This window comes from Actinopolyspora lacussalsi subsp. righensis (assembly GCF_900116555.1).
GTDB lineage: Bacteria > Actinomycetota > Actinomycetes > Mycobacteriales > Pseudonocardiaceae > Actinopolyspora > Actinopolyspora lacussalsi.
In genome coordinates this window covers 299,675-319,894 of the sequence record NZ_FPAT01000002.1, presented here as the reverse complement: position 1 = coordinate 319,894, position 20,220 = coordinate 299,675, and the positions used below count along the sequence as shown (strand labels likewise).

At 66.9% G+C, this 20,220-nt stretch carries 19 protein-coding genes; 7 read left to right on the top strand and 12 right to left on the bottom strand.

Annotated features, from left to right (window positions below; all coding sequences use genetic code 11):
• The first annotated feature begins 35 nt into the window (after positions 1 to 35).
• The 3 genes from BM394_RS04925 (at position 36) to BM394_RS04915 (ending at position 2,268) form a co-directional block, all read left to right on the top strand.
• Positions 36 to 1,046 carry an aldo/keto reductase gene (locus tag BM394_RS04925; protein ID WP_092974413.1) on the top strand — a complete coding sequence of 337 codons (1,011 nt, stop codon included), beginning with the start codon at positions 36 to 38 and terminating at the stop codon, positions 1,044 to 1,046.
• Positions 1,043 to 1,630, top strand: a complete 588-nt coding sequence (locus BM394_RS04920) for a TetR/AcrR family transcriptional regulator (protein WP_092974410.1) — start codon at positions 1,043 to 1,045, stop codon at positions 1,628 to 1,630. The genes BM394_RS04925 and BM394_RS04920 overlap by 4 nt, the downstream gene beginning before the upstream one ends.
• A gap of 125 nt (positions 1,631 to 1,755) precedes the next feature.
• Positions 1,756 to 2,268, top strand: coding sequence for a MarR family winged helix-turn-helix transcriptional regulator (locus BM394_RS04915; RefSeq protein WP_245779979.1), 513 nt, complete (start codon positions 1,756 to 1,758; stop codon positions 2,266 to 2,268).
• Positions 2,269 to 2,604: 336 nt separating this feature from the next.
• Here the strand turns inward: BM394_RS04915 and BM394_RS04910 are convergent, their stop codons facing one another.
• Positions 2,605 to 3,633: an aldo/keto reductase gene (locus BM394_RS04910; RefSeq protein WP_092974404.1), complete on the bottom strand. Its 1,029-nt coding sequence runs from the start codon at positions 3,631 to 3,633 to the stop codon at positions 2,605 to 2,607.
• Between the two features lie 269 nt (positions 3,634 to 3,902).
• Here BM394_RS04910 and BM394_RS04905 point away from each other — a divergent pair, with 269 nt between their 5' ends.
• Positions 3,903 to 4,991, top strand: coding sequence for an NADP-dependent oxidoreductase (locus BM394_RS04905; RefSeq protein ID WP_175529965.1), 1,089 nt, complete (start codon positions 3,903 to 3,905; stop codon positions 4,989 to 4,991).
• A 61-nt stretch (positions 4,992 to 5,052) separates the two neighbouring features.
• Positions 5,053 to 6,099 (top strand): alcohol dehydrogenase catalytic domain-containing protein, encoded by a 1,047-nt coding sequence (locus BM394_RS04900; protein WP_092974401.1) that lies wholly within the window; start codon positions 5,053 to 5,055, stop codon positions 6,097 to 6,099.
• Positions 6,100 to 6,248: 149 nt separating this feature from the next.
• Here the strand turns inward: BM394_RS04900 and BM394_RS04895 are convergent, their stop codons facing one another.
• Both BM394_RS04895 and BM394_RS04890 read right to left on the bottom strand, forming a co-directional pair.
• The gene (locus tag BM394_RS04895) at positions 6,249 to 7,124 is read right to left on the bottom strand and encodes an arginase family protein (protein WP_092974398.1); all 876 of its coding nucleotides are present in this window, start codon (positions 7,122 to 7,124) and stop codon (positions 6,249 to 6,251) included.
• 100 nt (positions 7,125 to 7,224) lie between these two features.
• Positions 7,225 to 7,902 carry a haloacid dehalogenase type II gene (locus BM394_RS04890; protein ID WP_092974395.1) on the bottom strand — a complete coding sequence of 226 codons (678 nt, stop codon included), beginning with the start codon at positions 7,900 to 7,902 and terminating at the stop codon, positions 7,225 to 7,227.
• Positions 7,903 to 8,007: 105 nt separating this feature from the next.
• Here BM394_RS04890 and BM394_RS04885 point away from each other — a divergent pair, with 105 nt between their 5' ends.
• A complete protein-coding gene (locus BM394_RS04885) occupies positions 8,008 to 8,580 on the top strand; it encodes a TetR/AcrR family transcriptional regulator (RefSeq protein ID WP_245779978.1) in 573 nt (190 codons plus the stop codon).
• A gap of 59 nt (positions 8,581 to 8,639) precedes the next feature.
• Here BM394_RS04885 and BM394_RS04880 read toward each other — a convergent pair whose 3' ends face one another.
• The 6 genes from BM394_RS04880 to BM394_RS04855 form a co-directional block, all read right to left on the bottom strand.
• Positions 8,640 to 9,482, bottom strand: coding sequence for an anti-sigma factor (locus tag BM394_RS04880; RefSeq protein WP_139235136.1), 843 nt, complete (start codon positions 9,480 to 9,482; stop codon positions 8,640 to 8,642).
• A complete protein-coding gene (locus tag BM394_RS04875) occupies positions 9,479 to 10,015 on the bottom strand; it encodes an RNA polymerase sigma factor (protein WP_092974386.1) in 537 nt (178 codons plus the stop codon). Before BM394_RS04875 ends, BM394_RS04880 begins: the two co-directional genes overlap by 4 nt.
• Positions 10,016 to 10,069: 54 nt before the next feature.
• A complete protein-coding gene (locus BM394_RS04870; protein ID WP_139235135.1) occupies positions 10,070 to 10,615 on the bottom strand; it encodes a hypothetical protein in 546 nt (181 codons plus the stop codon).
• A 53-nt stretch (positions 10,616 to 10,668) separates the two neighbouring features.
• Complete coding sequence (locus BM394_RS04865; protein ID WP_092974380.1) at positions 10,669 to 11,964, bottom strand: ABC transporter permease; 1,296 nt, start codon at positions 11,962 to 11,964, stop codon at positions 10,669 to 10,671.
• A complete protein-coding gene (locus BM394_RS04860; protein WP_175529964.1) occupies positions 11,961 to 12,731 on the bottom strand; it encodes an ABC transporter ATP-binding protein in 771 nt (256 codons plus the stop codon). The genes BM394_RS04865 and BM394_RS04860 overlap by 4 nt, the downstream gene beginning before the upstream one ends.
• Before the next feature lie 410 nt (positions 12,732 to 13,141).
• Positions 13,142 to 13,978 carry a helix-turn-helix transcriptional regulator gene (locus BM394_RS04855; RefSeq protein WP_175529963.1) on the bottom strand — a complete coding sequence of 279 codons (837 nt, stop codon included), beginning with the start codon at positions 13,976 to 13,978 and terminating at the stop codon, positions 13,142 to 13,144.
• A gap of 185 nt (positions 13,979 to 14,163) precedes the next feature.
• Here BM394_RS04855 and BM394_RS04850 point away from each other — a divergent pair, with 185 nt between their 5' ends.
• Entirely contained in the window at positions 14,164 to 14,508 is a 345-nt protein-coding gene (locus tag BM394_RS04850) for a VOC family protein (protein WP_217643353.1), read from the top strand.
• Positions 14,509 to 14,877: 369 nt separating this feature from the next.
• On the opposite strand, the gene BM394_RS22690 is transcribed toward BM394_RS04850, so the two are convergent.
• The 3 genes from BM394_RS22690 to dnaE form a co-directional block, all read right to left on the bottom strand.
• Entirely contained in the window at positions 14,878 to 15,024 is a 147-nt protein-coding gene (locus BM394_RS22690) for a hypothetical protein (protein WP_175529962.1), read from the bottom strand.
• 89 nt (positions 15,025 to 15,113) lie between these two features.
• A complete protein-coding gene (locus BM394_RS04845; RefSeq protein WP_139235134.1) occupies positions 15,114 to 15,407 on the bottom strand; it encodes a hypothetical protein in 294 nt (97 codons plus the stop codon).
• Between the two features lie 833 nt (positions 15,408 to 16,240).
• Positions 16,241 to 19,831: a DNA polymerase III subunit alpha gene (dnaE, locus tag BM394_RS04840; protein ID WP_092974368.1), complete on the bottom strand. Its 3,591-nt coding sequence runs from the start codon at positions 19,829 to 19,831 to the stop codon at positions 16,241 to 16,243.
• Positions 19,832 to 20,220: the final 389 nt, after the last annotated feature.

The following is a 20,220-nucleotide window of genomic DNA, read 5'->3' as shown; positions in this document are numbered from 1 at the left end:
TGACATCTGTCATTGCATGGTTGACAGTCGAAGGTATGCAACGACACGCACTCGGCAACACCGGCCCCGAGGTATCGACGGTCGGCCTCGGCCTGATGGGCATGTCCGACTTCTACGGACCCGCCGACACACAAGAGAGCCACGCCACCATCGACGCCGCCGTCGAGACGGGCATCAACCTGCTGGACACCGGCGACTTCTACGGCAGCGGGCACAACGAACTGCTGCTGCGCGAGGCGCTGCGGCGGCACGACCGCGACTCGCTGGAGATCAGCGTCAAGTTCGGGGCGATGCGGGACCCGGACGGCGGGATCGTCGGATTCGACGGCAGTCCCGCCGGGGTGAAGAACTCGCTGGCCCAGACCCTGCAACGGCTGGGTACCGACCACGTCGACATCTACCGCCCGGCCAGGCTCGACCCCCGTGTTCCGATCGAGGACACCATCGGTGCGATCTCGGAGATGGTCGAGGCGGGCTACGTCCGCCACATCGGCCTGTCCGAGATGGGCCCCGAGACCATCCGCCGGGCCGCCGCGGTACACCCGATCGTGGACCTGCAGATCGAGTACTCGCTTATCTCGCGAAGCATCGAGCGGTCGATCCTGCCGACCTGCCGGGAACTCGGCATCGGCATCACCGCCTACGGCGTGCTCTCGCGGGGGCTGATCTCCGGGCACTGGAGCAGGGACACCCAGCAGGAGGACGCACGCAGCCACTACCCCCGGTTCCAGGGCGAGAACCTGGAGCGCAACCTGGAACTCGTCGAGCAGCTGCGCTCGATCGCGCGGGAGAAGGGCGTCGAGGTCGCGCAGGTGGCGATCGCCTGGGTGCTGGCACAGGGCTCGGACATCGTGCCGCTGATCGGCGCCCGTCGCCGCGACCGGCTCACCGAGGCACTGGGTGCCCTGGACCTCGAGCTCTCCGCCGACGAGCTGGCCGCGATCGAGCGCGCGGTACCGCCGGAGGCCGTGGCCGGACAGCGTTACGACGAGGGGGGCATGGCACTGCTCGACAGCGAGCGGGACTCCGGGTACGGCTCCTCGTGAGCGAAGCACTCACCGCCGAACGGATCCTCGAAGCGGCTGAGGAGACCCTCCGCCGCTTCGGACCCGGCAAGACGACCGTGGTGGACGTGGCCCGCGCCCTGGGTGTCAGCCACGGCAGCGTGTACCGGCACTTCCCGACGAAGGCCGCGCTGCGCGACGCCGTGGCCGAGCGCTGGCTAGAGCGGGTCAACACGCCGCTGCGACCGCTGACCACGGCGGAGGGTCCCGCCACCGAACGGCTCCGGAGCTGGCTGGAACAGCTGAGCAAGACCAAACGCCGCATGGCGCGGGAGGACCCGGAGCTGTTCGCGACCTACCACGCGCTGGCCACGGAGTCGCGGGAGGTGATCAGGGTGCACCTGGAGACGCTGGCCGGGATGGTCGCGCGAATCATCTCCGACGGCGTTTCCCGCGGCGAGTTCGAGGTCGAGGAGCCGCACCGCGCCGCGCGGGCGGTGCTGACGGCCACCACGCGGTTCCACAATCCCGCACACGCCTCGGAGTGGGACGAACCGGAGCTCGACGCGGAGTTCGAGGAGGTATGGGCACTGCTGCTGCTCGGCTTGGCGAGCGGACGTCGTTAGGTCACGCTCGGCTCGACTTTCCGGGGGTGTGGCTCGGCGGAACCCACTCCCGGCTCGGGGCCGAGCACTCTCGGTCCCGACGTCGCGTCACTTGGTTGTGCACAACCGACTGTTATGCTGCGTACGTGTCGGACCGAACGGACGAAGCGTGGGAATCCGGCGGCGAATCACCTCCCGCGGATTCCGAACAGCTGCTGCGGTTGGAACGTCAGCTGTGCTTCGTGCTGCACGCCACCTCCCGCGCGTTCGACACGCTGTACCGGCCGGTGCTGGCGGAGCTCGGACTGACCTATCCGCAGTACCTGGTGATGCTCGCGGTTTGGGAACACGGCGAACGCAGCGTCAAGGAGCTGGGGCGATCACTGCGGCTGGACTCCGGAACACTTTCCCCGCTGCTCAAGCGGCTGGAGAAGGCGGGGTTCGTACGGCGGGAGCGCAGTCCGGACGACGAACGCTCGGTGGTGGTGCGGCCCACCGAGGAGGGCATCGCGCTGCGCGAGCGGGCCGGTGACATTCCACGACGGATTCTCAGCGCCACGGGGCTGGACGAACAGCAGCTCGGCGAGCTGCACAGCGCGCTGAACAGCGTCACCTCGGCACTGGACCGAGCCGCCGAGGAGATCGACCGGCAGGATTGAGCGGACTCCCACCGGTCCGAGGCTTTCCGCCGTTCCACGACTTTCCGCCGGTCCACGACTTTCCACCGTTCCGATCCGCACCGGCAGTCGACGCCCCCGCGAGGGGTTTTCCGTCCCCGACTTCGTGGCGGCGTCAATTTCTCGCGAAATCGCCGCCCCTGTAGGGCTCCCAAAACCGAGCTCCCACCACGCCCGCGACCGGCGCCGCCGCGAGTTCTCTCGTGGTGCTCTCGCGAGGACGGCCCCGACGTTGTGTAGTACCTACCCGATGTCGGGGCATCCGCAGCGAGAGCCCGCGAGAGGTTCCGCCACCCGAGCCGCTCCTGCCAAGGGTTGTCAACGCCTACGGCGCAGCTCCTTGCGCTCCAGATCCGGCGGGGTCCAGCCGACATCGGCCGGGTTGAGCGTGGCCCCGGGCGGCACGATCTCGTCGATGCGGTCCAGTGTCGCCGTGTCGAGGCGGATGTCCGCCGCGCCGAGCTGGGACTCCAGCTGCTCCTTGGTGCGCGGGCCGATGATCGGCGCGGTCACCGCGGGGTGGCTGAGCACGAACGCCAGCGCCAGGTCCACCAGCGTGATCCCGGAGTCGGCGGCCAGTCGCGCCAGCTCCTCGACGGCGTCGAGCTTGCGCACGTTGTCGGGCTTGCTCGGGTCGAACCGGTCGGGCATGAAGTTGGCCCGGTGGGTGTTCGGCGCGTCCTGTCCCCGTCGGTACTTGCCGGAGAGCCAACCACCGGACAGCGGGCTCCACGGGAGCACCCCCATGCCGTACTCGCGGGCCACTGGCAGCACGTCGGCCTCGATTCCCCTGGTAAGGATCGAGTAGGGCGGCTGCTCGGTGACGAACCGCTCCCGCACGCGCTGCTCGGCCACCCAGTGGGATTCCACGATCCGGTGAGCGGGGAACGTGGAACAGCCCGCGTAGCGGATCTTGCCGTCCCGGATCAGGTCGGTCAGCGCACCCAGCGTCTCGTCGATGTGGGTGTCGGGGTCGGGCCGGTGGATCTGGTAGAGATCGATGTGGTCGGTACCCAGCCTGCGCAGGCTGTTCTCCACCTCGCGGACGATCCAGCGGCGCGAGTTGCCGCGCCGGTTGGGGTCCTCGCCCATCGGGGCGTGCGCCTTGGTTGCCAGCACGACGTCGTCCCTGCGCCCGTCGGCGAGGGCCTTGCCGACGATCTCCTCCGACTCGCCGTGCGAGTACACATCGGCGGTGTCGATGAAGTTGATGCCCGCGTCCAGCGCGCGGTGGATGATTCGAATCGAGTCGTCGTGATCGGGGTTGCCCCAGGCACCGAAGTTCATGGCGCCCAGGCACAGCGGGCTGACCTTGACTCCGGTCCTGCCGAGTGAAACGTGGTCCACGGGTGCGGTCCTCTCCTGTCATCGCTCGTTCCGGTCGGTTCTGCCGGTGCTCACCAACGGTTCGTGCGTGTCGCGGCCGATCGTGCGGCCCCGCTCGGTGGCGAACACCGACGGGCCGCAACGGCACGGCCCGACGAGCCGGTAGCACTCCAGCCGATCACGACAACCCTTCCCACGGAAGCCTCGTGCCCCGTGAGTCGTTCTCCCCGACCGCCGGACCACAATATCAATTGCGCACAACACAAACTTAGAAAGTTAAGTTGTGTACAATGAAAATTGGTCTCGCCCGCGGGACGAAGCGGACGAGATCCCGAACCGAACCACGACCCCGGGAGAACAAGCAGTTGTCACTGCCCGAGACAGCACGAGAAGTACGGCTCGCCGAACGCCCCAGCGGGTGGCCCACCGACAGGACCTTCGAGACCGCCACCGTGCCGGTGAGCGAACCGGCGGCCGGGCAACTGCTGGTGCGCAACCTGGTGATGAGCGTCGACCCGGCCATGCGCGGTCAGATGGACGACCGCCCCTCCTACGTGGCCCCCTTCCAGGTCGGTGAACCGCTGACCGGCGCGGCGGTCGGCGAGGTGGTCGCCTCCGAGGCCGAGGGCTTTCAGCCCGGCGACCTCGTGATGCACGTGCTCGGCTGGCGCGAGTACGCCGTGCTCGACGCCGGGGCCGCGAGGCGGTTGGACCCGGAGCTGGCCGAACCCAACGCGTTCCTCGGCGTACTCGGCGCACCCGGACTGACCGCCTACACCGGACTGTTCGAGATCACCGGGCTGCGCGAGACCGACGTCGTGTTCATCTCCGGGGCGGCCGGCGCGGTCGGCTCCATCGCCGGACAGCTCGCCAAGCTGCACGGGGCACGCCGGGTCGTCGGCAGCGCCGGATCGGACGAGAAAGTCCGACACCTCACCGAGGACCTCGGATTCGACGCGGCCTTCAACTACAAGCGGGGACCGGTTCACCAGCAGCTGGCCGAAGCCGCCCCCGACGGGATCGACGTCTACTTCGACAACGTCGGCGGCGACCACCTGGAAGCCGCGATCCACACCATGAACGACTTCGGCCGCATCGCGATGTGCGGCGCGATCTCGCAGTACAACGAGGTCGACGCGCAGCCGGGACCGCGCGGCATGTTCCAGATGGTCAGCAAACGGCTCACCGCGCGCGGCTTCATCGTCATCGACCACTTCGACAAGTACCCGGAGTTCATGACCGAGGTCGGCGGCTGGCTGCGCCAGGGACGCATCCGCTACGAGGAGACCGTGCTGCACGGTCTGGACAGAGCACCCGAGGCGTTCCTCGGCATGATGCGCGGCGAGAACACCGGCAAGATGCTGGTCGACCTGCGCTGAGCACACCCGCTCACCGACGAATCGTGAAATCGACAACCCACCTCATCCGGAGTTCGCACACTTGAAGGCAACACTGCTCCACGGCCCGAAGGACATCCGCGTCGGCGAGGTCCCCGACCCCACGCTGCGGGAGAGCACCGACGCGATCGTGCGGGTGACCCACGCCTGCATCTGCGGCAGCGACCTGTGGCCCTACCGGGGAGTCGGACTGGACGGCGACGGCCCCGCTGAGCCCCAGCGCATCGGGCACGAGTTCCTCGGCGTGGTCGAGGAGACCGGCTCCGACGTGAACTCGCCGCAACGCGGCGAAGTAGTGGTCTCGCCGTTCACCTTCTCCGACGGCAACTGCGAGTTCTGCGACGACGGGCTGCACACCTCCTGCGTCAACGGCGGGATGTGGGGCTCCGACGGAGTGGACGGCGGCCAGGGCGAGGCCGTGCGCGTGCCGCAAGCGGAAGGAACCCTGGTCCGGCTGCCCGGTGGTTCCGACGAGGCGCTGAGCGCCTCGCTGCTCACCCTCTCCGACGTGTTCAGCACCGGCCACCACGCCGCCGTCTCCGCCTCGGTGAAACGGGGCTCCACAGTGGTCGTGGTCGGCGACGGCGCGGTCGGGCTGTCCGGTGTGCTCGCCTCCGCCCGCCTCGGCGCCGACCGGATCGTCATCATGGGCAGGCACACTCCGCGCACCGACCTGGCCAGGCGGTTCGGCGCCACCGACGTGGTGCCGGAACGCGGCGCCGAGGGCATCGAACGGGTGCGCGAGCTCACCGGCGGGCACGGCGCCCCGCACGTGCTGGAGTGCGTCGGCACGGACGACTCGCTGGCCACCGCCGTGGGCGTGGTGCGCGACGGCGGAGCGATCGGCAGGGTCGGCGCGCCGACCTACGCGAGCATCCCGCAGTCGGCCGAGGCGTTCTTCCGCAACGTCACCATCAGCGGCGGAGTCGCACCGGCACGCAACTACATCCCGGAGCTGCTGCCCGACGTGCTGGAGGGCAGGCTCCAGCCCGGCCTGGTGTTCGACAAGGCGGTCGGGCTCGACGACGTGGCCGACGGCTACCGCGCCATGCACGAGCGCGAGGCGCTCAAGGTGCTGGTCCGCCCGTGACAGCCGGGTGACCCGCACCGGCCGGGAACGAACTGCCGCTCCCCGAACGGCGCTCACCGACCGCCCCGTGCCGAACACCACCACGGTGTTCCGCACGGGGCGGAGACCGGTCCTCCCGATCGCTCGGGGCGGTCGGGAGGACCTCGGGGTCAGCCGCGCGTGTTGTCCAGCAGCGGCGAGACCGCCTCGATCAACCGCTGTGCCGCCTGCGTGTCGGTCTCCCCGGTGGGCTGGATCGTCTCGAACTCGCCGAGCTCCACACCGACCGTCTCGTGCTCGGCGAGCATCCCGGCCACCGCACGCAGCCCTTCGAGCGTGAGCCCGCCCGGCACCCGGTAGTCGGTGCCCAGCAGCCCCGGTTCGAGCACGTCGCAGTCGAGGTGGAAGTACACCGGCCTGCCCGCGATCGCGGTGCGGAGGTTGTCCACCATGTCCTCACCCGCGGACACGGCGCTGATGGTGCCTTCGGAAAGCAACCGCTGTTCCGCCTCGTCGATGTCGCGCACACCGCCGAGCACGATGTTGCCCGTCGAGAGATTCCCACCGAGCCCGGACTCCCACATCCCGCTGGCACCTGCCAGCACCATGCCGCCCAGGTAGCCACTGTCCGAGGTCGCCGGAGTGTGCAGGTCGGGGTGCGCGTCCAGCCAGACTACGCAGGCGTCGGGCCGGTGCCGGGCGACCACCGGCAACGTCGCCAGCGCCACCGCGCACCTGTTCAACGCGGTGACCGGCCTGGCGCCCGCCGCCAGCAGGGTCTCGTACCGGTCGGCGAGCCTGCGCAACTCCGGTAACGCGGCGGTGAGTTCGGTTTCCCAGCCCGCGTTCAGCGCCGGACGCGACTGGCCGATCCGCGTCAGCCCGGCTCGCATGTAGCGGGCGAGTTCGGTGCCCAGGACCCGCGCCCCGGCCATGGCACGATCGTTGTGGTCGCCCGCGCGCCCGTGAAACGCCGTGAGCGCCCGGTGAGACTCCGTGGGTGCCCCGGGAAACGCCGTGGCTTCCGAGTCTTCGCCTGCCGACATTCGCCCCCTCCTCGCCTGGCTGCGGATTCGTGTCGAACACCAGCATCCTATTGGGGGATGCGTTCGACGGTGACGAGGAGTTGTCCGTGGACTCGCCGGGTCACCGGGTGGGCAGCGCGAGCAACCGGTCCGCGATGGTGACGAGGTCGTCGCCGGTCACGTCGGGGGCGTCGAAGACGTCACCCGGTTCGCCCTCCAACCGGGAGCACCAGCCCGAGGTGCAGCCCGCGCGCTTGGCACCGTGGCAGTCCCAGGCGTGCACCGCGACCAGCGCCATGTCGCGGGGTGCCACTTCCAGCTGATAGGCGGTGGCCCGGTAGACGGTGGGCGAGGGCTTCCAGATGCCCGCCTGCTCGGCGGTGACCACTTGATCGACGTGCCGCGCCAGACCGGCGTTTTCCAGGAACCTCGCGGTGTTCTCCGGACTGCCGACGGTCAGGCACCCCACGCGCACCCCGGCCTCGGAGAGCTCGCGCAGCGCGGGCTCCGCGTCCGGGTGGGCGGGCAGGTGGGCGAATCCGTCGAGCACGTGGTCGATGTCGGACTCGCTCGCGGTGTGCTCGCTCTCGGTGCGCAGCGCCTGGCGGGCCACAGCGGGGAACGAGCCGAACTCACCGGACAGCGACAGCGCCATCGCGTCGCGCTGGAACCGCAGGAACCAGGGGTGCAGCATCTCGGCCGGCTGGCCGATGTCGGTGAAGCGGGTGCGCAGCGCGCGCAGGTCCAGCAGGGTCTCCAGCACGTCGAACGCGACTGCCACGGGCTTGGTGGTGCTCATCGAACTACCTCCGTCTCGAAATGCCGCCGGGGACACCGGCAGCCGTACCCTACATACCGGTTTGTATAGTGGCAACCGATGGTGGATACGAAGCACAGTGGGTCGGTGACGAGCGAACCCGGTTCGGCAAGGCAACGCATCCTGCGAACGGCATCGCGGCTGTTCTACGAGTCCGGCATCCGGGCGGTGGGGGTCAACACGCTCGCGGCGCGTGCCGGGGTGACCAAGGTGACGCTGTACGCGCACTTCGGCTCGAAGGACGGGCTGGTGGCCGAGCACCTGGCCGAGCGGGACCGGCGCTGGCGGGAAACCCTGGAACGCGTGTCCGCGGGTAGCGAGACGACCGAGCAGCGGCTGTCGGCGGTGTTCGACGGTTACGAGGAGTGGACCGTGGCGGACGGATTCCGGGGGTGCGGATTCGTCAACGCCGGAGTGGAGCTGACCGACCCCGAGCACCCCGGGCGCGAGATCATCGAGCGGAACAAGGAAGGGATCCGCACGTGGCTGGCGGAGATCGCCGAGGCGGCCGGGTGCCCCGATCCGTCCGACGTGGCCGAGGAGTGGTTCCTGCTGCTGGAGGGAGCCGTGGTGCGCGCGACGCTGCGCAAGGACGCCACCCCGCTGCACCGGGCCCACCGGGCGGCGCTCCGGCTGCTCCGGGAGGAGGCGGGTGGCTGAGGCTGTACCCGGCCAGGGGCGCGTCAATTTCTCGCGAAATCCACAGGGACCCGGACATATCAACTGCCCATCCTGTCGAAAGCCGAGCGTCGCCCGATCAGCGTCACCGCGCTGAGCACAACCACTCCACCCCAGGTCAACTGGAACAACGGATCGAACACCCGTGACACATCGACCACGAGCAGAAACCGGGGCACGAGCACCGCAGCGCTCCACGCCGCACCGACGAGCACCGCGGCGAGACGGTGTTCGATCCAGCTTCCCAGCAGCAGTGTCACCAGTACGAGCGCTAGGCAGGGCAGCAACCAGGCAACGGCGGACATCCCCCCTGTGGGGAAAACGAAGCTCGTGCCCAGTAGCAACGGAATCGTCACTGCCAACACACCGATCGTGCGAAACAGCAACAACCGCAGCCCCGAGTACGGAGTCGTCAGCGTGAGTTCGTATGCGGGATCCATCCCAGGCCCATAGCTCAGCGCCACTCCGGCCAGGGGCAGCAGTGGTGCGTTGAGGAGCAGCACGGACCCCGCTTGTTCCGGCCCACTGCTGAGCAGGCTCAACGCGGCGGCACACGCGACGACGAACACCGCTGCCACCAACCAGGGCAAGCGCAGGGCGGGGGCCGCGGCGAGGAGCCGCCGGATGCGTGACCGGGAAAACGCTGTTCGAGGGTGTGCTTCATCGTTGATGTGGCCGAGTACTCGTTCGCGCACGCTCTCGACCGGCGGTGCCAGTTCGGTGTTCGCCACGGCCCGAGCGACCCGATCGGAACACCTCGCGCACTCGACGAGATGTGATTCCACGGACCAGGCCTGGGTCTCTCCGCTCTCCCCGGAGACATACGCGTCCAGCTGATCCTCGGGAACGTGCCAGTCCATATCAATCTTCCTCGGGTACGTCATGCCAGGGCCTCCCGCAGCAGAACTCGGGCGCGTCGGACGCGGGTCTTGACGGTTCCCTCCGGAATTCCGAGCACGGTGGCCGCATCCGCCATGCTCATGCCGTCGATGATCGTGGCCCGCACGACGTCCCGGAGTTCCGGCGACAAGCCGTACAGCGCCGCGCCCAGTTCACCGTGTTCGACACCGCTGAGTGCGTGCTGCTCGGCCGATGGAGTCGTACGGGCGGTGTCGATTACTTCGCTCGCCTGTTCGGGTCTGGCACCCCGTGCCCGCTGGGCGTCGATGAGACGCCGAGCAGCGATGGTCCAGATCCAGCCACCGATGTTTCCCCGCTCGTACCGCTTGGCGTAACGCCACACCCCCAGGAAAGTGTCCTGGGCGACTTCCTCGACGACCCCCTGATCGGAGCAACGACGCTTGAGCCTGAGGAACAGCCACGGCGCGTGCCTGTCGTACAACTCCGCCAGAGCTTCCGCGTCTCCCCTGGCGACAGCTCGCATCAGCCGTTCGTCGGACGGCCGACCGTGTCTCATGGCCCGCACACTCCTGTATCGGATGAAATATCCGTCGTGGTTTTCGCGGGACGCTCACTGCCTGATCTCCGGTGTCGTACCGCGAACGGCGATGAGCGTGGTGCCCATGCCGCAGCACCCGATGGCGGCCCACCAGGAAACCTCCGCTGTCGGGGACAGCACTGGCCACAGGAGCACTCTGCCCCAGGGAGCGGTCACCGAGGAGAAAACCCATACGACGAGGGCGTAGACGAACGGAACTGTCCAGGACAACCGAACTCCGAGCGACGCACCCGTCAACAGCGCCAACCCGCTGAAGCCGAGAAGATCGCGCAGCACGGCGAGATCGAGACCCGGCGTGCCGTGCCGATGCACGAACACCGCGAGCGCCAGCGACACCCCACATCCGGCGATGCCCACCAGAGCATGCCCGAGATGCCACCGCCACCACGGCACAACGGCACCGGCATCGAGCTCCGGACTCGGCGTGGCGAAACTGCCTGCCAGCAGAACCGCCGCGAGCACCACCACGAACATCAGGACGACTCTCGGTAGAGTCCACCCCAACCACTGCCCGTTCCAACCGCTGAGAACGAGCAGCGAAACCATTCCTCCGACCACAGCGGGGATATTCCGGGACCGGAGATACAACCGCAGAAAACGCCCGGACACCATCAGGAACCCCGCAATCCCGTGACAGCGGAAACGTCACACCGCTCAGCGGCGAGCAGATAGCGGCTCAGCCATTCGTGTCGTTCGTCGTCGGGAAGCGTGGCGAGGTGTCGGACGATCCCGGACGCGGAATCACCCGTCCGCCCGAGCAGCCAGTCCCGCACTCCGCGTTCCAATCGCGGCGCCGGAGAGGTGTACATGGGTGTTCCCGGTGAGGACGATGACGAACACTGCCAGCCGGAAATTCGCTCGGCGAGCTTCTCACCGGCCGTCGAAGGACGCGGCGAATTGCAGCTGATCCGTTCCAAGTAAGCACGACAGTTCTGCGGCCAGACATACGCACTGGCTGAACTCGAATCGACGGCTCCCAGCGGGGCGACGGTGGGAAGGTCGGCCAGACGTGCTCGGACCGGTTTCGTCGAGGCGGCCACAGCGTTCGGAGCCACACCGATCTCGTTCGGCACGCAAACACGCACACTGCCGTCACTGCAGCTCAACAGCGGGCTCGCGGTGTCGATACGCCAAACCTGGGTTTGCGTCAACGGGATCGCGAGGAGCACCGCGAGTACTGACGGCACTACCGCGAGCGGGCGACGTCGCGCCGTAGCCACTACCAGCAGCGCGACAGTCAGCGCCACGAACCACAGCGCGGCAGCGGGTGCGAACCACCACACCGGTCGATCCCAGAGTCCGACACCGGAACGATTGGTCGCGATGGTGCCGTAGGTGGGCTGCGGAACAACGGACAGCAAACCGTGGGGTACCCACGAGCCGAGAGCGATCATGACAACGAAGGAGACGACACCAGCCACCGGAGTCGTGAGTCTGCCGGGAACAAAAGTACCTACGGCGAAACCGAGCGCGGCGTAGGCGACCACTGTGGAGACAGCCGCGGTCAGTACCCCGAACAGTGGTGGACCGGAAACCGCCTCGCGGCTGAGCGACCCGAATGCCACTACGGCGGGCAAGCAGGAAACGACGGGCCAGATCGTCACGGAAATCCAGGAGAGCAACGCACGCTGCGAACGTGCGCGCGGAGTGGATTCGATCAGTTCAGCTACGCCTCTTCGGCGTTCACGCCCGGCCCGCCACGCCGCGACCGCCAAAGCCAGTGTGCTGGCCAGCACGACCATCGGCGTCATGTCGTAGAAAATCGAGGTGGCCCACTCCAAACGCTGTCCTCCCGTCCGCAGCAGAGTCCGGGTGAACACCAGTCCCGAGACGAGAAGCAACAGCGGAGTGATCCAGAGCGGCAGGCCGCTACGGCGAATCTCGTGCCAAAGCACACGTGCGGTCATGCCACCGTCCTTTCCCGGGAGGCGCGCAGCGCCGCGGTGTAGCCGCGTTCCAGAGCGGTGTCCCCGCCGCGGGCGTCATCCGCCTCGGAAGTGCCGAACTCGGCCAATTCGTTCGGTGTTCCACGGAAAATCAGCTTCCCGCTGTCGAACAGGGTGACTTCGTCGCAGGCGATGGAGACGTCTTCGACCAGGTGTGTGCTGACGACGACGGTGTTGGTCGAGCCGATGTCACGCAGCAGTTCCCGGAACTCCACCCGTTGCTCCGGATCGAGTCCGGCCGTCGGCTCGTCGAGCAACAGCAGCTCCGGGTCATTGACGATCGCTTGTGCGATCCCCGCGCGACGCAGCATTCCTCCGGAGAGTTTCCTCAGTTTGGAGCCCACCCGATCGGCCAGACCGACCCGCTCGATCGCACGCTCGACCGCCTCCGGCACACGGTCCTTGGGCACTTCCTTGAGCCAGGCCATATACTCCACGAACTCGGCCACGGTGAATCCCGGGTAGTAACCGAATGTTTGGGGCAGGTATCCCAACCGCCGACGCACTCGCTTCCGGCCGTCCTGTTCCGCGGTGTCATGCCCGAGCAGCTCAACGCTGCCCTCACTCGGTCGTGCCACTGTCGCCAGCGTGCGCATCAGTGTGGTCTTTCCCGCACCGTTGGGTCCGAGCAAACCGTGGATGCCCGTCCCCATACGCAGGTTTACCCCGTCCAGCGCGAGCTTCCCGCCGTATCGCGCTCGCAAGCCGTCCACCCTGACAGTCACCATGTCGAATCTCCGTCCACACCGACGACGCAGTGCGGCCGGCGAACAACACTCGTGGCCGTGGCGTGTCGACGGGAGTCGTCCCGAACACCCTCGCTCGCCCTGCCACGAGTCCGTCCCTCGCGTACCGCACACTCCCCTATCGGACAGCGGACCCGTCACGGTTTTCCCGAGTCGTCCGCCGCCTCTTCGGTGGCACGAACGCGGTTGAGGGGTTGACTGGCTGAGGGTGAGAGGGCCTCCCGAGGCAGCACAAGGCCGGTGGAGAAATGACAGGCTCGGCGCGGGAAGCGCCTGCGGCAAACCCGGGTCACCTCCACACACGTGGAGAGCACCACCACATAGGAGGAATCCTCGCGGGGATCGACGGTCCACCTCCACACACGTGGAGAGCACCTTCGCGAACCGCGGTGTTACAACCGCCGCCGCACGTTTTGAACCTCGCCCGGTGAAATTCGCCCGCGCACCCACTCCCGGGTTTCATCGTTACCCGGCACCTGCACGAGCAGCGAGCCGGACGCCCCATCGGTACGCAGCAGCGTGAAGTCGAATCGCGGCCTGCCTCCGCTCCCATCGGTGACGACCACCGGCCATGTTCCGGAATCGCGGACGTCGCGGCACTCCCAGTAGTGAGCCAGGTCGGGGCGGCTGTTCCGCAGCGTTCGCAGCACCTCGTGGCATCTCGGGTCGGTGGGGTGTAGGTCCGCCTGAGCTCGGAAACGCAGGAAGAGTTCGTACAGCGTGTCCCGCTCGTCGACGAGCACGTCGCGCCAGTCTGGCTCGGTCGCCATCGCGAGCAGCAGGTTCGTTCCTTCCCGCACCTCGGGAATGAGCTGCCACACCACGTGGTGCACCTCGTTGACCGCGTGCACGTCGAACCGGTGGTCGAGCAGCAGCGCCGGGCTCCGCGCCCACTCGGCCAGCAACGCCGAAAGCCGGGCGGAATCGGTACTTTCCTGGGGTTCAGGCTGGAATCCACCCAACACGAGCACGTGCCGGTGTTGCTGTTCACCCAGCCGCAGCGTGCTCGCCAACGCGTCGAGCACCTGCCGCGAGGTGGCGACCCTGCCTTGTTCCAGCCAGGTGTACCACGACAACCCGATCCCGGAGACGGCAGCGACTTCTTCGCGTCGCAGGCCACGGACCCGGCGACTGCCGTGCACGCTCAGTCCGAGATCGGCCGGGGTGAGCTGAGCGCGCGCGGCCCGCAGGAACGCACCTAGTTCGCGTCGGATCGTCGTAGCGGGCATCGCCCCTCCACGTTCCATGAGCCTGTCAGTGTCGGTAACAGTACGAATCGGCCGCTGGCTGACTGCGGTTCACGGCAGGAGGCTCGGGGTGTCCGAGCCGGAAGCCAACCGAAGGAATCCTTTTGCTCGATCAACTCTGGCGTGAACTCACGGATTCCCGCGCCCTTCAGCAGCCGAGAACGTTCGTGAGAGTCTTCGTGGATATCGCCGATCTCGAAGCGACCACCTCGTGGTACGAGAGGGTGCTGGGGCTCCGGCGGGACATGGTCATGCCCTATCCGGAGAAGAACCTGACGCTGACCGCCGTGGGAGGCTTCCTGCTCATCGGCGGTTCGGCGGAAGCGCTGCAACCGTTCCGCGCCACGGTCGGGACGCTGCTCGTGCCGGACATCGAGCCCTACCTGGCACGACTGCGCGCGGAAGGTGCGGAACTGGTGCAGCAGCCGTTCCGCGCCCCGGTGGGCAGTGGGGTGACGGTACGACATCCGGACGACTCGATCATCGAGTACGTGCACCACCGTCCCGGCTGAGCCGAATCAGAGCCGCCCCTGTCGATTTCCCGCGAAATTCACAGCGTCCCTCACGGCAGCGGACGCACGAGCGGTCCGAAGGAATTCGGAGGTCGCCTCCACGCACGTGGAGAGCACCCTCTGCGACCTGCGACATTACAACCCTCGCTGCACGTTTTCACACCGCCAAACCAACGAGACGCCTCCGCCCACGATCACAAGCCAACGGCCGGACAGCACCACAGTATCCACGAACCGACTACACGACACCGGACCCGACCAATTTCCGTGACTCTTCAACAGAACCGAACCACACCGGACTTCGGCGAGCTCATCCCTGAGCATCCCGCACAAACCCGCGAGTGCCGTGCCGAAAATCCTCGCGAAACCTCAGAGCGCGGTAATGCGCAGCACGTCGATCAACAACATCCGCTCGCCGACGGTGTACATGACCAAACCACCGTGGAAAGCGGCTTTCCACTGGTCACGACCTTTGTCGTAAGTTCCGGTGCGCGGTTCGACGCGCAGCTCGTCCAATCGTTCGTCGACAACTCTTTGGATCCGTGACGGGAGGTCGTTGTAAGTCCGATCGGCTTGTTCGCCCCAGCGAATCGTGTATCGAGCCATCAGTGCCGCAACCAAATCGGGGGGGTGGTGGGATCACTCAAGTCGTCGATCCGTTCCGAGAATCCGGTTTCGTCGCCTTCCTCGAACAGGCGGCGCATCATTTCCCGGTCACGCTCGGTCGGCGGATTGGCGGCACTGGTGGCAGTGGCCCACCACTCCGTGAACCGCTCCTCGGTGAACCCGTACTCCCGCTCCAGATCGAACTTCATGAGCTCATCCGGCTCGCCGTACAACCGCAACGCTTCCCGAATGTCGTCCAGGTCACGCTCGACCACCAGGGGCCCAGAATTCATCCGGAACATGCCCCGGAGTATGCCGACACCATCAACCGCCCCGCACCCCTGATCAGCCAGGAATCACCCGACCGCGCGAGTTCTTCTCCCGCAGATCTTCTGCTTGGATGAGGCGAGCAAAGCGCTTGACTATCACGCCGTGTAACCGTGCCGCTCCACCTCCACGCACGTGGAGAGCACTTCCGCGACCCGCGATGTCAAAGCCGCCGCCGCACATTCTCACGCCATCGCGACATCGGGATAACGCACCTCGAATGCGAGTTCGGTACTTCTCACCCGATTCCGGTCATGAGTCATCGCAGCGCCGGCAACGCGCCCTGATCCAGGGAAGTATCCACCCATTCCCTTCGCACTACGTCCAGCCACAGTAGCCGAAGACGCGAAAAGTCCCGCTCGGCGGTCTTGGGTTCCGGTCGTTCCCGCATCACGTCGGCGCCGCCGCGACTGCCATTCGGGTGACCGTGATCGTCCCACCCGTGAATAACGTCGATGAACGTCAGGGGATCAGCACCACGGCAGGTTCGATCAGCTGGCCTGTCCGCGACACGTACGAACAGCGATCGTTACGGGTAAGGAGAATCTGTCATGGGTATGGAAGGCGAGCCCTGCCCGAACTGCTCCGGAAATGATCCGGACTGCGCGACCTGTTCCGGAAGCGGCGAGAACTGATGACGGATACGCTGACGTGCCCGGACCGCGACGGTAACGGGTGGGATCGTCGTCGCGACGATCACTGCGATTCGCGCAACGGGACGGGGTCGATACCCCGCTGAACCGCGCACGACCCACGACGGGGCTGCCCACACAACGCGGGCAGCCCCGTTCTCGACAGCTCATCCGGCGGATTGCACGGTGATTCCGGGCAGCCCCTTGATCTCGCCCATGAGCCCGGGGGAGATCTCGACCGGGTAGTCGGGGAGTTCCACCCTTCCCTCGCGGGTTCCGGCCACGATCACCCGCACCGGGGTCGATCCGGCGTGCGCCCGCAGGCTGGTGCGCAGGTCCAGCGCCGTCTCCTTGTCGAGCTTGAACGCGTCGGCCCGCAGCACGAACGCCCCGCCCCGTTCCGCGACGGGGGTGGGGTCGTGTTCCGCCGAGGTGATGTCGAGGGTGACCAGCCCGTCCGCGAAGATCGACATGGTCTCGTCCCGATAGTTCACGCGCCCCTTGACCGCCACGGCGCTGTCGGTGACCAGCTCCTCGCCGACCACCGAGTAGGACTTGGGGAAGAACAGCGCCTCGATCGAGGAGTCGTAGTCCTCGACCGTGACGATCGCCCACGGCTCACCCTTCTTGTTCACCCGCTTGTCCACGTTGGTGATCAGCCCCGCCACGTGGACCTCCCCTTCGGCGGGTGCCTCGTTCTTCAGTGTGGCGATGGGTTTGGCGTGTTTGCGCAGAATCCCCTCGGCTCCGTCGAGGGGGTGGGCCGAGACGTAGAGTCCCAGCATCTCGCGTTCGTAGGCGAGTTTCTGCTTGCGCGGCCACTCCTCGTCGTCGATCGCGAGATGCGCCAGCGGGCTGGCTTCCTCGGCGGCGGCGTCGTTGCCGCCGCCGAACAGGTCGAACTGGCCGAGCGACTCGGACTTCTTCAGGCTCGTCATCGCTTCGACCGCGTCCTCGTGCACCGCCGTGAGCCCTTGGCGGGTGTAGCCGAGCTCGTCGAACGCGCCCGCTTTCGTCAGGGATTCCACGACGCGTTTCTGGCACACGTGCGGCGGCACCTTGGACAGGAAGTCCGCGAATCCGGTGAACGTGCCGGAGTCGGTCTCATTGCGGGCGGCGATGATGCTCTCGGCTACGCCGGTGCCGACGTTGCGGACCGCTCCGAGCCCGACGCGGATCCGCCCGTCCGGGGTGGCGCTGAACATCACCCCGGATTCGGTCACATCCGGCGGCAGCACGGTGATCCCCATCCGGCGGCATTCCGACAGGTACGCCGCTGTTTTGTCCTTGTTGTGCGAGAACGCGGTCAGCAGCGCGGCCATGTAGTCGGCCGGGTAGTGCGTCTTGAGGTAGCCGCTCCAGTACGACACCAGCCCGTAGGCCGCCGCGTGCGACTTGTTGAACGCGTATCCCGCGAACGGCAGGATCACATCCCACAACGCCTGCGCGGAGTCGCGGGTGAACCCGCGTTCTTCCATCCCGCTGAGGAACTTGGGGTGCTCCGCGGCAATGACGTCCTTCTTCTTCTTGCCCATCGCCTTGCGCAGCGAATCCGCTTGTCCGAGCGTGTACCCGGCGAGCTGCTGGGCGATTCGCATCACCTGCTCCTGGTACACGATCAGCCCGTAGGTGTCGCCGAGGATGGGCTCCAGCGCGTCGGCCAGCTCGGGGTGAATCGCCTCGACCTGCTTGCGCCCGTTCTTGCGGTCGGCGTAGTCCAGGTGCGCGTTGACGTCCATCGGGCCGGGTCGATACAGCGATACGCAGGCCACGAGGTCGTCGAACCCACTCGGCCGCATCCGCTTCAGCAGCGTCTGCATCCCGCCGCCTTCGATCTGGAACAGGCCCAGACTGTCACCACTCGCCAGCGTGTCGAACGTGCCGGAGTCATCCAGCGGCAGCGACAGCGGCTCGATCTCGACACCGTGGTTGGCCTTGATCATCTTGACGGTGTCGTCGATGATCGTCATGAAGTTCAGGCCGAGAATATCGATCTTCAGCAGACCGACGGCCTCACACTGCGGCCCGTCCCAGCCGGTGATGATCTCGCCGTCGTCGCGCTTCCACAACGGCAGCACGTCCAACAGCGGCTCACGGCTGATGATGTGCGCGCAGGCGTGCACCCCGGCGTTGCGGACAAGTCCTTCGAGCCCTCGGGCGGTCTCGAAGATCTTGGCCATCGTCTCGTCGTTCTCGATCAGCGCCCGCGCTTCGGATGCCTCCGGGTAGCGTTCGTGCTCCGGGTCGACGATGCCCGACAGCGGAATGTCCTCGGCCTCGGCGGGGGCGGGCAGCGCTTTGGAGAACTGATCGGCGACCGCGAAACCGGGCTGGCCCAGATGCACCCGCGCCGCGTCCTTGAACGCCGCCTTCGTCTTGATAGTGCCGTAGGTGATGACCTTCGCGAAGTTCTCCTCGCCGTACTTGTCCTTGGCGTAGGCGATGACTTCCTCGCGGCGGCGTTCATCGAAGTCGATGTCGATGTCCGGTGGGGAGTTGCGCTCGGGGTTGAGGAACCGTTCGAACAGCAGCTCGTGCTTGATGGGGTCGAGGTCGATGATGTGCAGGATGTAGCTCAGCAGCGCCCCGGCCGCGCTGCCTCGCCCGGGACCGACCCGGATGCCCTGCTCCTTGGCCCAGCGCACCATGTCGCCGACCACCAGGAAGTAGGAGCTGAAGCCCTTCTCGGTGATGACCTTCAGTTCCCAGTCCAACTGCTCGCGGTACCGCTGGGTCAACCCCTCGGGAAAGCGTGAGGGGATGTAGCTTTCGATCTCCTCCCGCAGTACCTCTTCCTCGGTTCGCCCCGGCTCGATCTTCGCCTGCGGCATCCGGTTGGTCTCGGCGAACGCTTCCTCGTAGTCCTCGACCATCTCGGTGATCGCCAGCGTGGCATCGCACGCCCCCGGGACTTCGGAGTCCCAGTAATCGCGCATGTCCTCGGCGGATTTGATGTGGTACCCGCCGCCCTGGAACTGGAACCGGTTCGTGTCCGCCAGTGTCGCCTTGGTTTGCAGGCACAGCAGCGCATCGTGGTGACCGGCCTGGTCATCGGTGACGTAGTGGCTGTCGTTGGTGGCCACCGTCCGCAGCCCCAGCCGGTTGGCGATGTCGAGCAGTTCCGGCCGGATACCACGCTCCATCTCGATCTCGTGGTCCATGACCTCGATGAAGAACCGGTCCTGCCCGAAAATGTCGCGGTAGTCCGAGGCCGCCTGCAACGCTTCCTGTTTCTGACCCAGCCGCAGCCGGGTGAGCACCTCGCCCGCCAGGCACCCGCTCGTGGCGATGATCCCCTCGGAGTACTGGCTGATCAGCTCCCGATCCATCCGCGGCTTGCGGAAGAACCCCTCGAAGCTGGCTATGCTCGACAGCGTGAACAGGTTGCGCAGCCCGGTCGAGTTCTGCGCGAGCAACGTCATGTGCGTGTAGGCACCGCCGCCGGAGACGTCCCCGCCGACTTCCTTGTCGTCAGCGTCCTTCTTCCCGGTCGCCCGGCTACCCCAGAACACCGGCTTCTTGTGATGACGACTGGCGGGAGCCACGTAGGCTTCGATCCCGATGATCGGCTTGACCCCGGCCTTCTGCGCCCGAGTGTAGAAGCTGTGCGCGCCGAACATGTTGCCGTGATCGGTCATAGCCACAGCGGGCTGCTCCAGCCGAGCGACCTCGCTGAACAGCTTGTCATGCTTGGCCGCACCGTCCAGCATCGAAAACTCGGTGTGCACGTGAAGATGCACGAACTGGCTCTGACTCACGGCGTCCCCTTCGAGGCTCCCACTACTTACGGGGCAACGTTAGTCCCCGCGCGCGGTCCTCGCTCACAGGGCGGTCCACCTCCACGCACGTGGAGAGCACTCGCGGACGGCCCGCAGGAAGCGGGACGTGTTCGGTTCACCTCCACGCCCGTGGAGAGCACCCGGAGGAGGAGACGTAGGCACTCCTGTACGTCGGTTCACCTCCACGCCCGTGGAGAGCACCCTCTGCGACCTGCGACGTTACAACCCTCGCTGCACGTTTTCACACCGCCAAACCAACGAGAAACCTCCACCCACGATCACAGGCCAACGGCCGGACCGCACCACAGTATCCACGAACCAGCCACAGGAGACCGGGCACACCAATTCCCGCGATACTTCACCGGAAC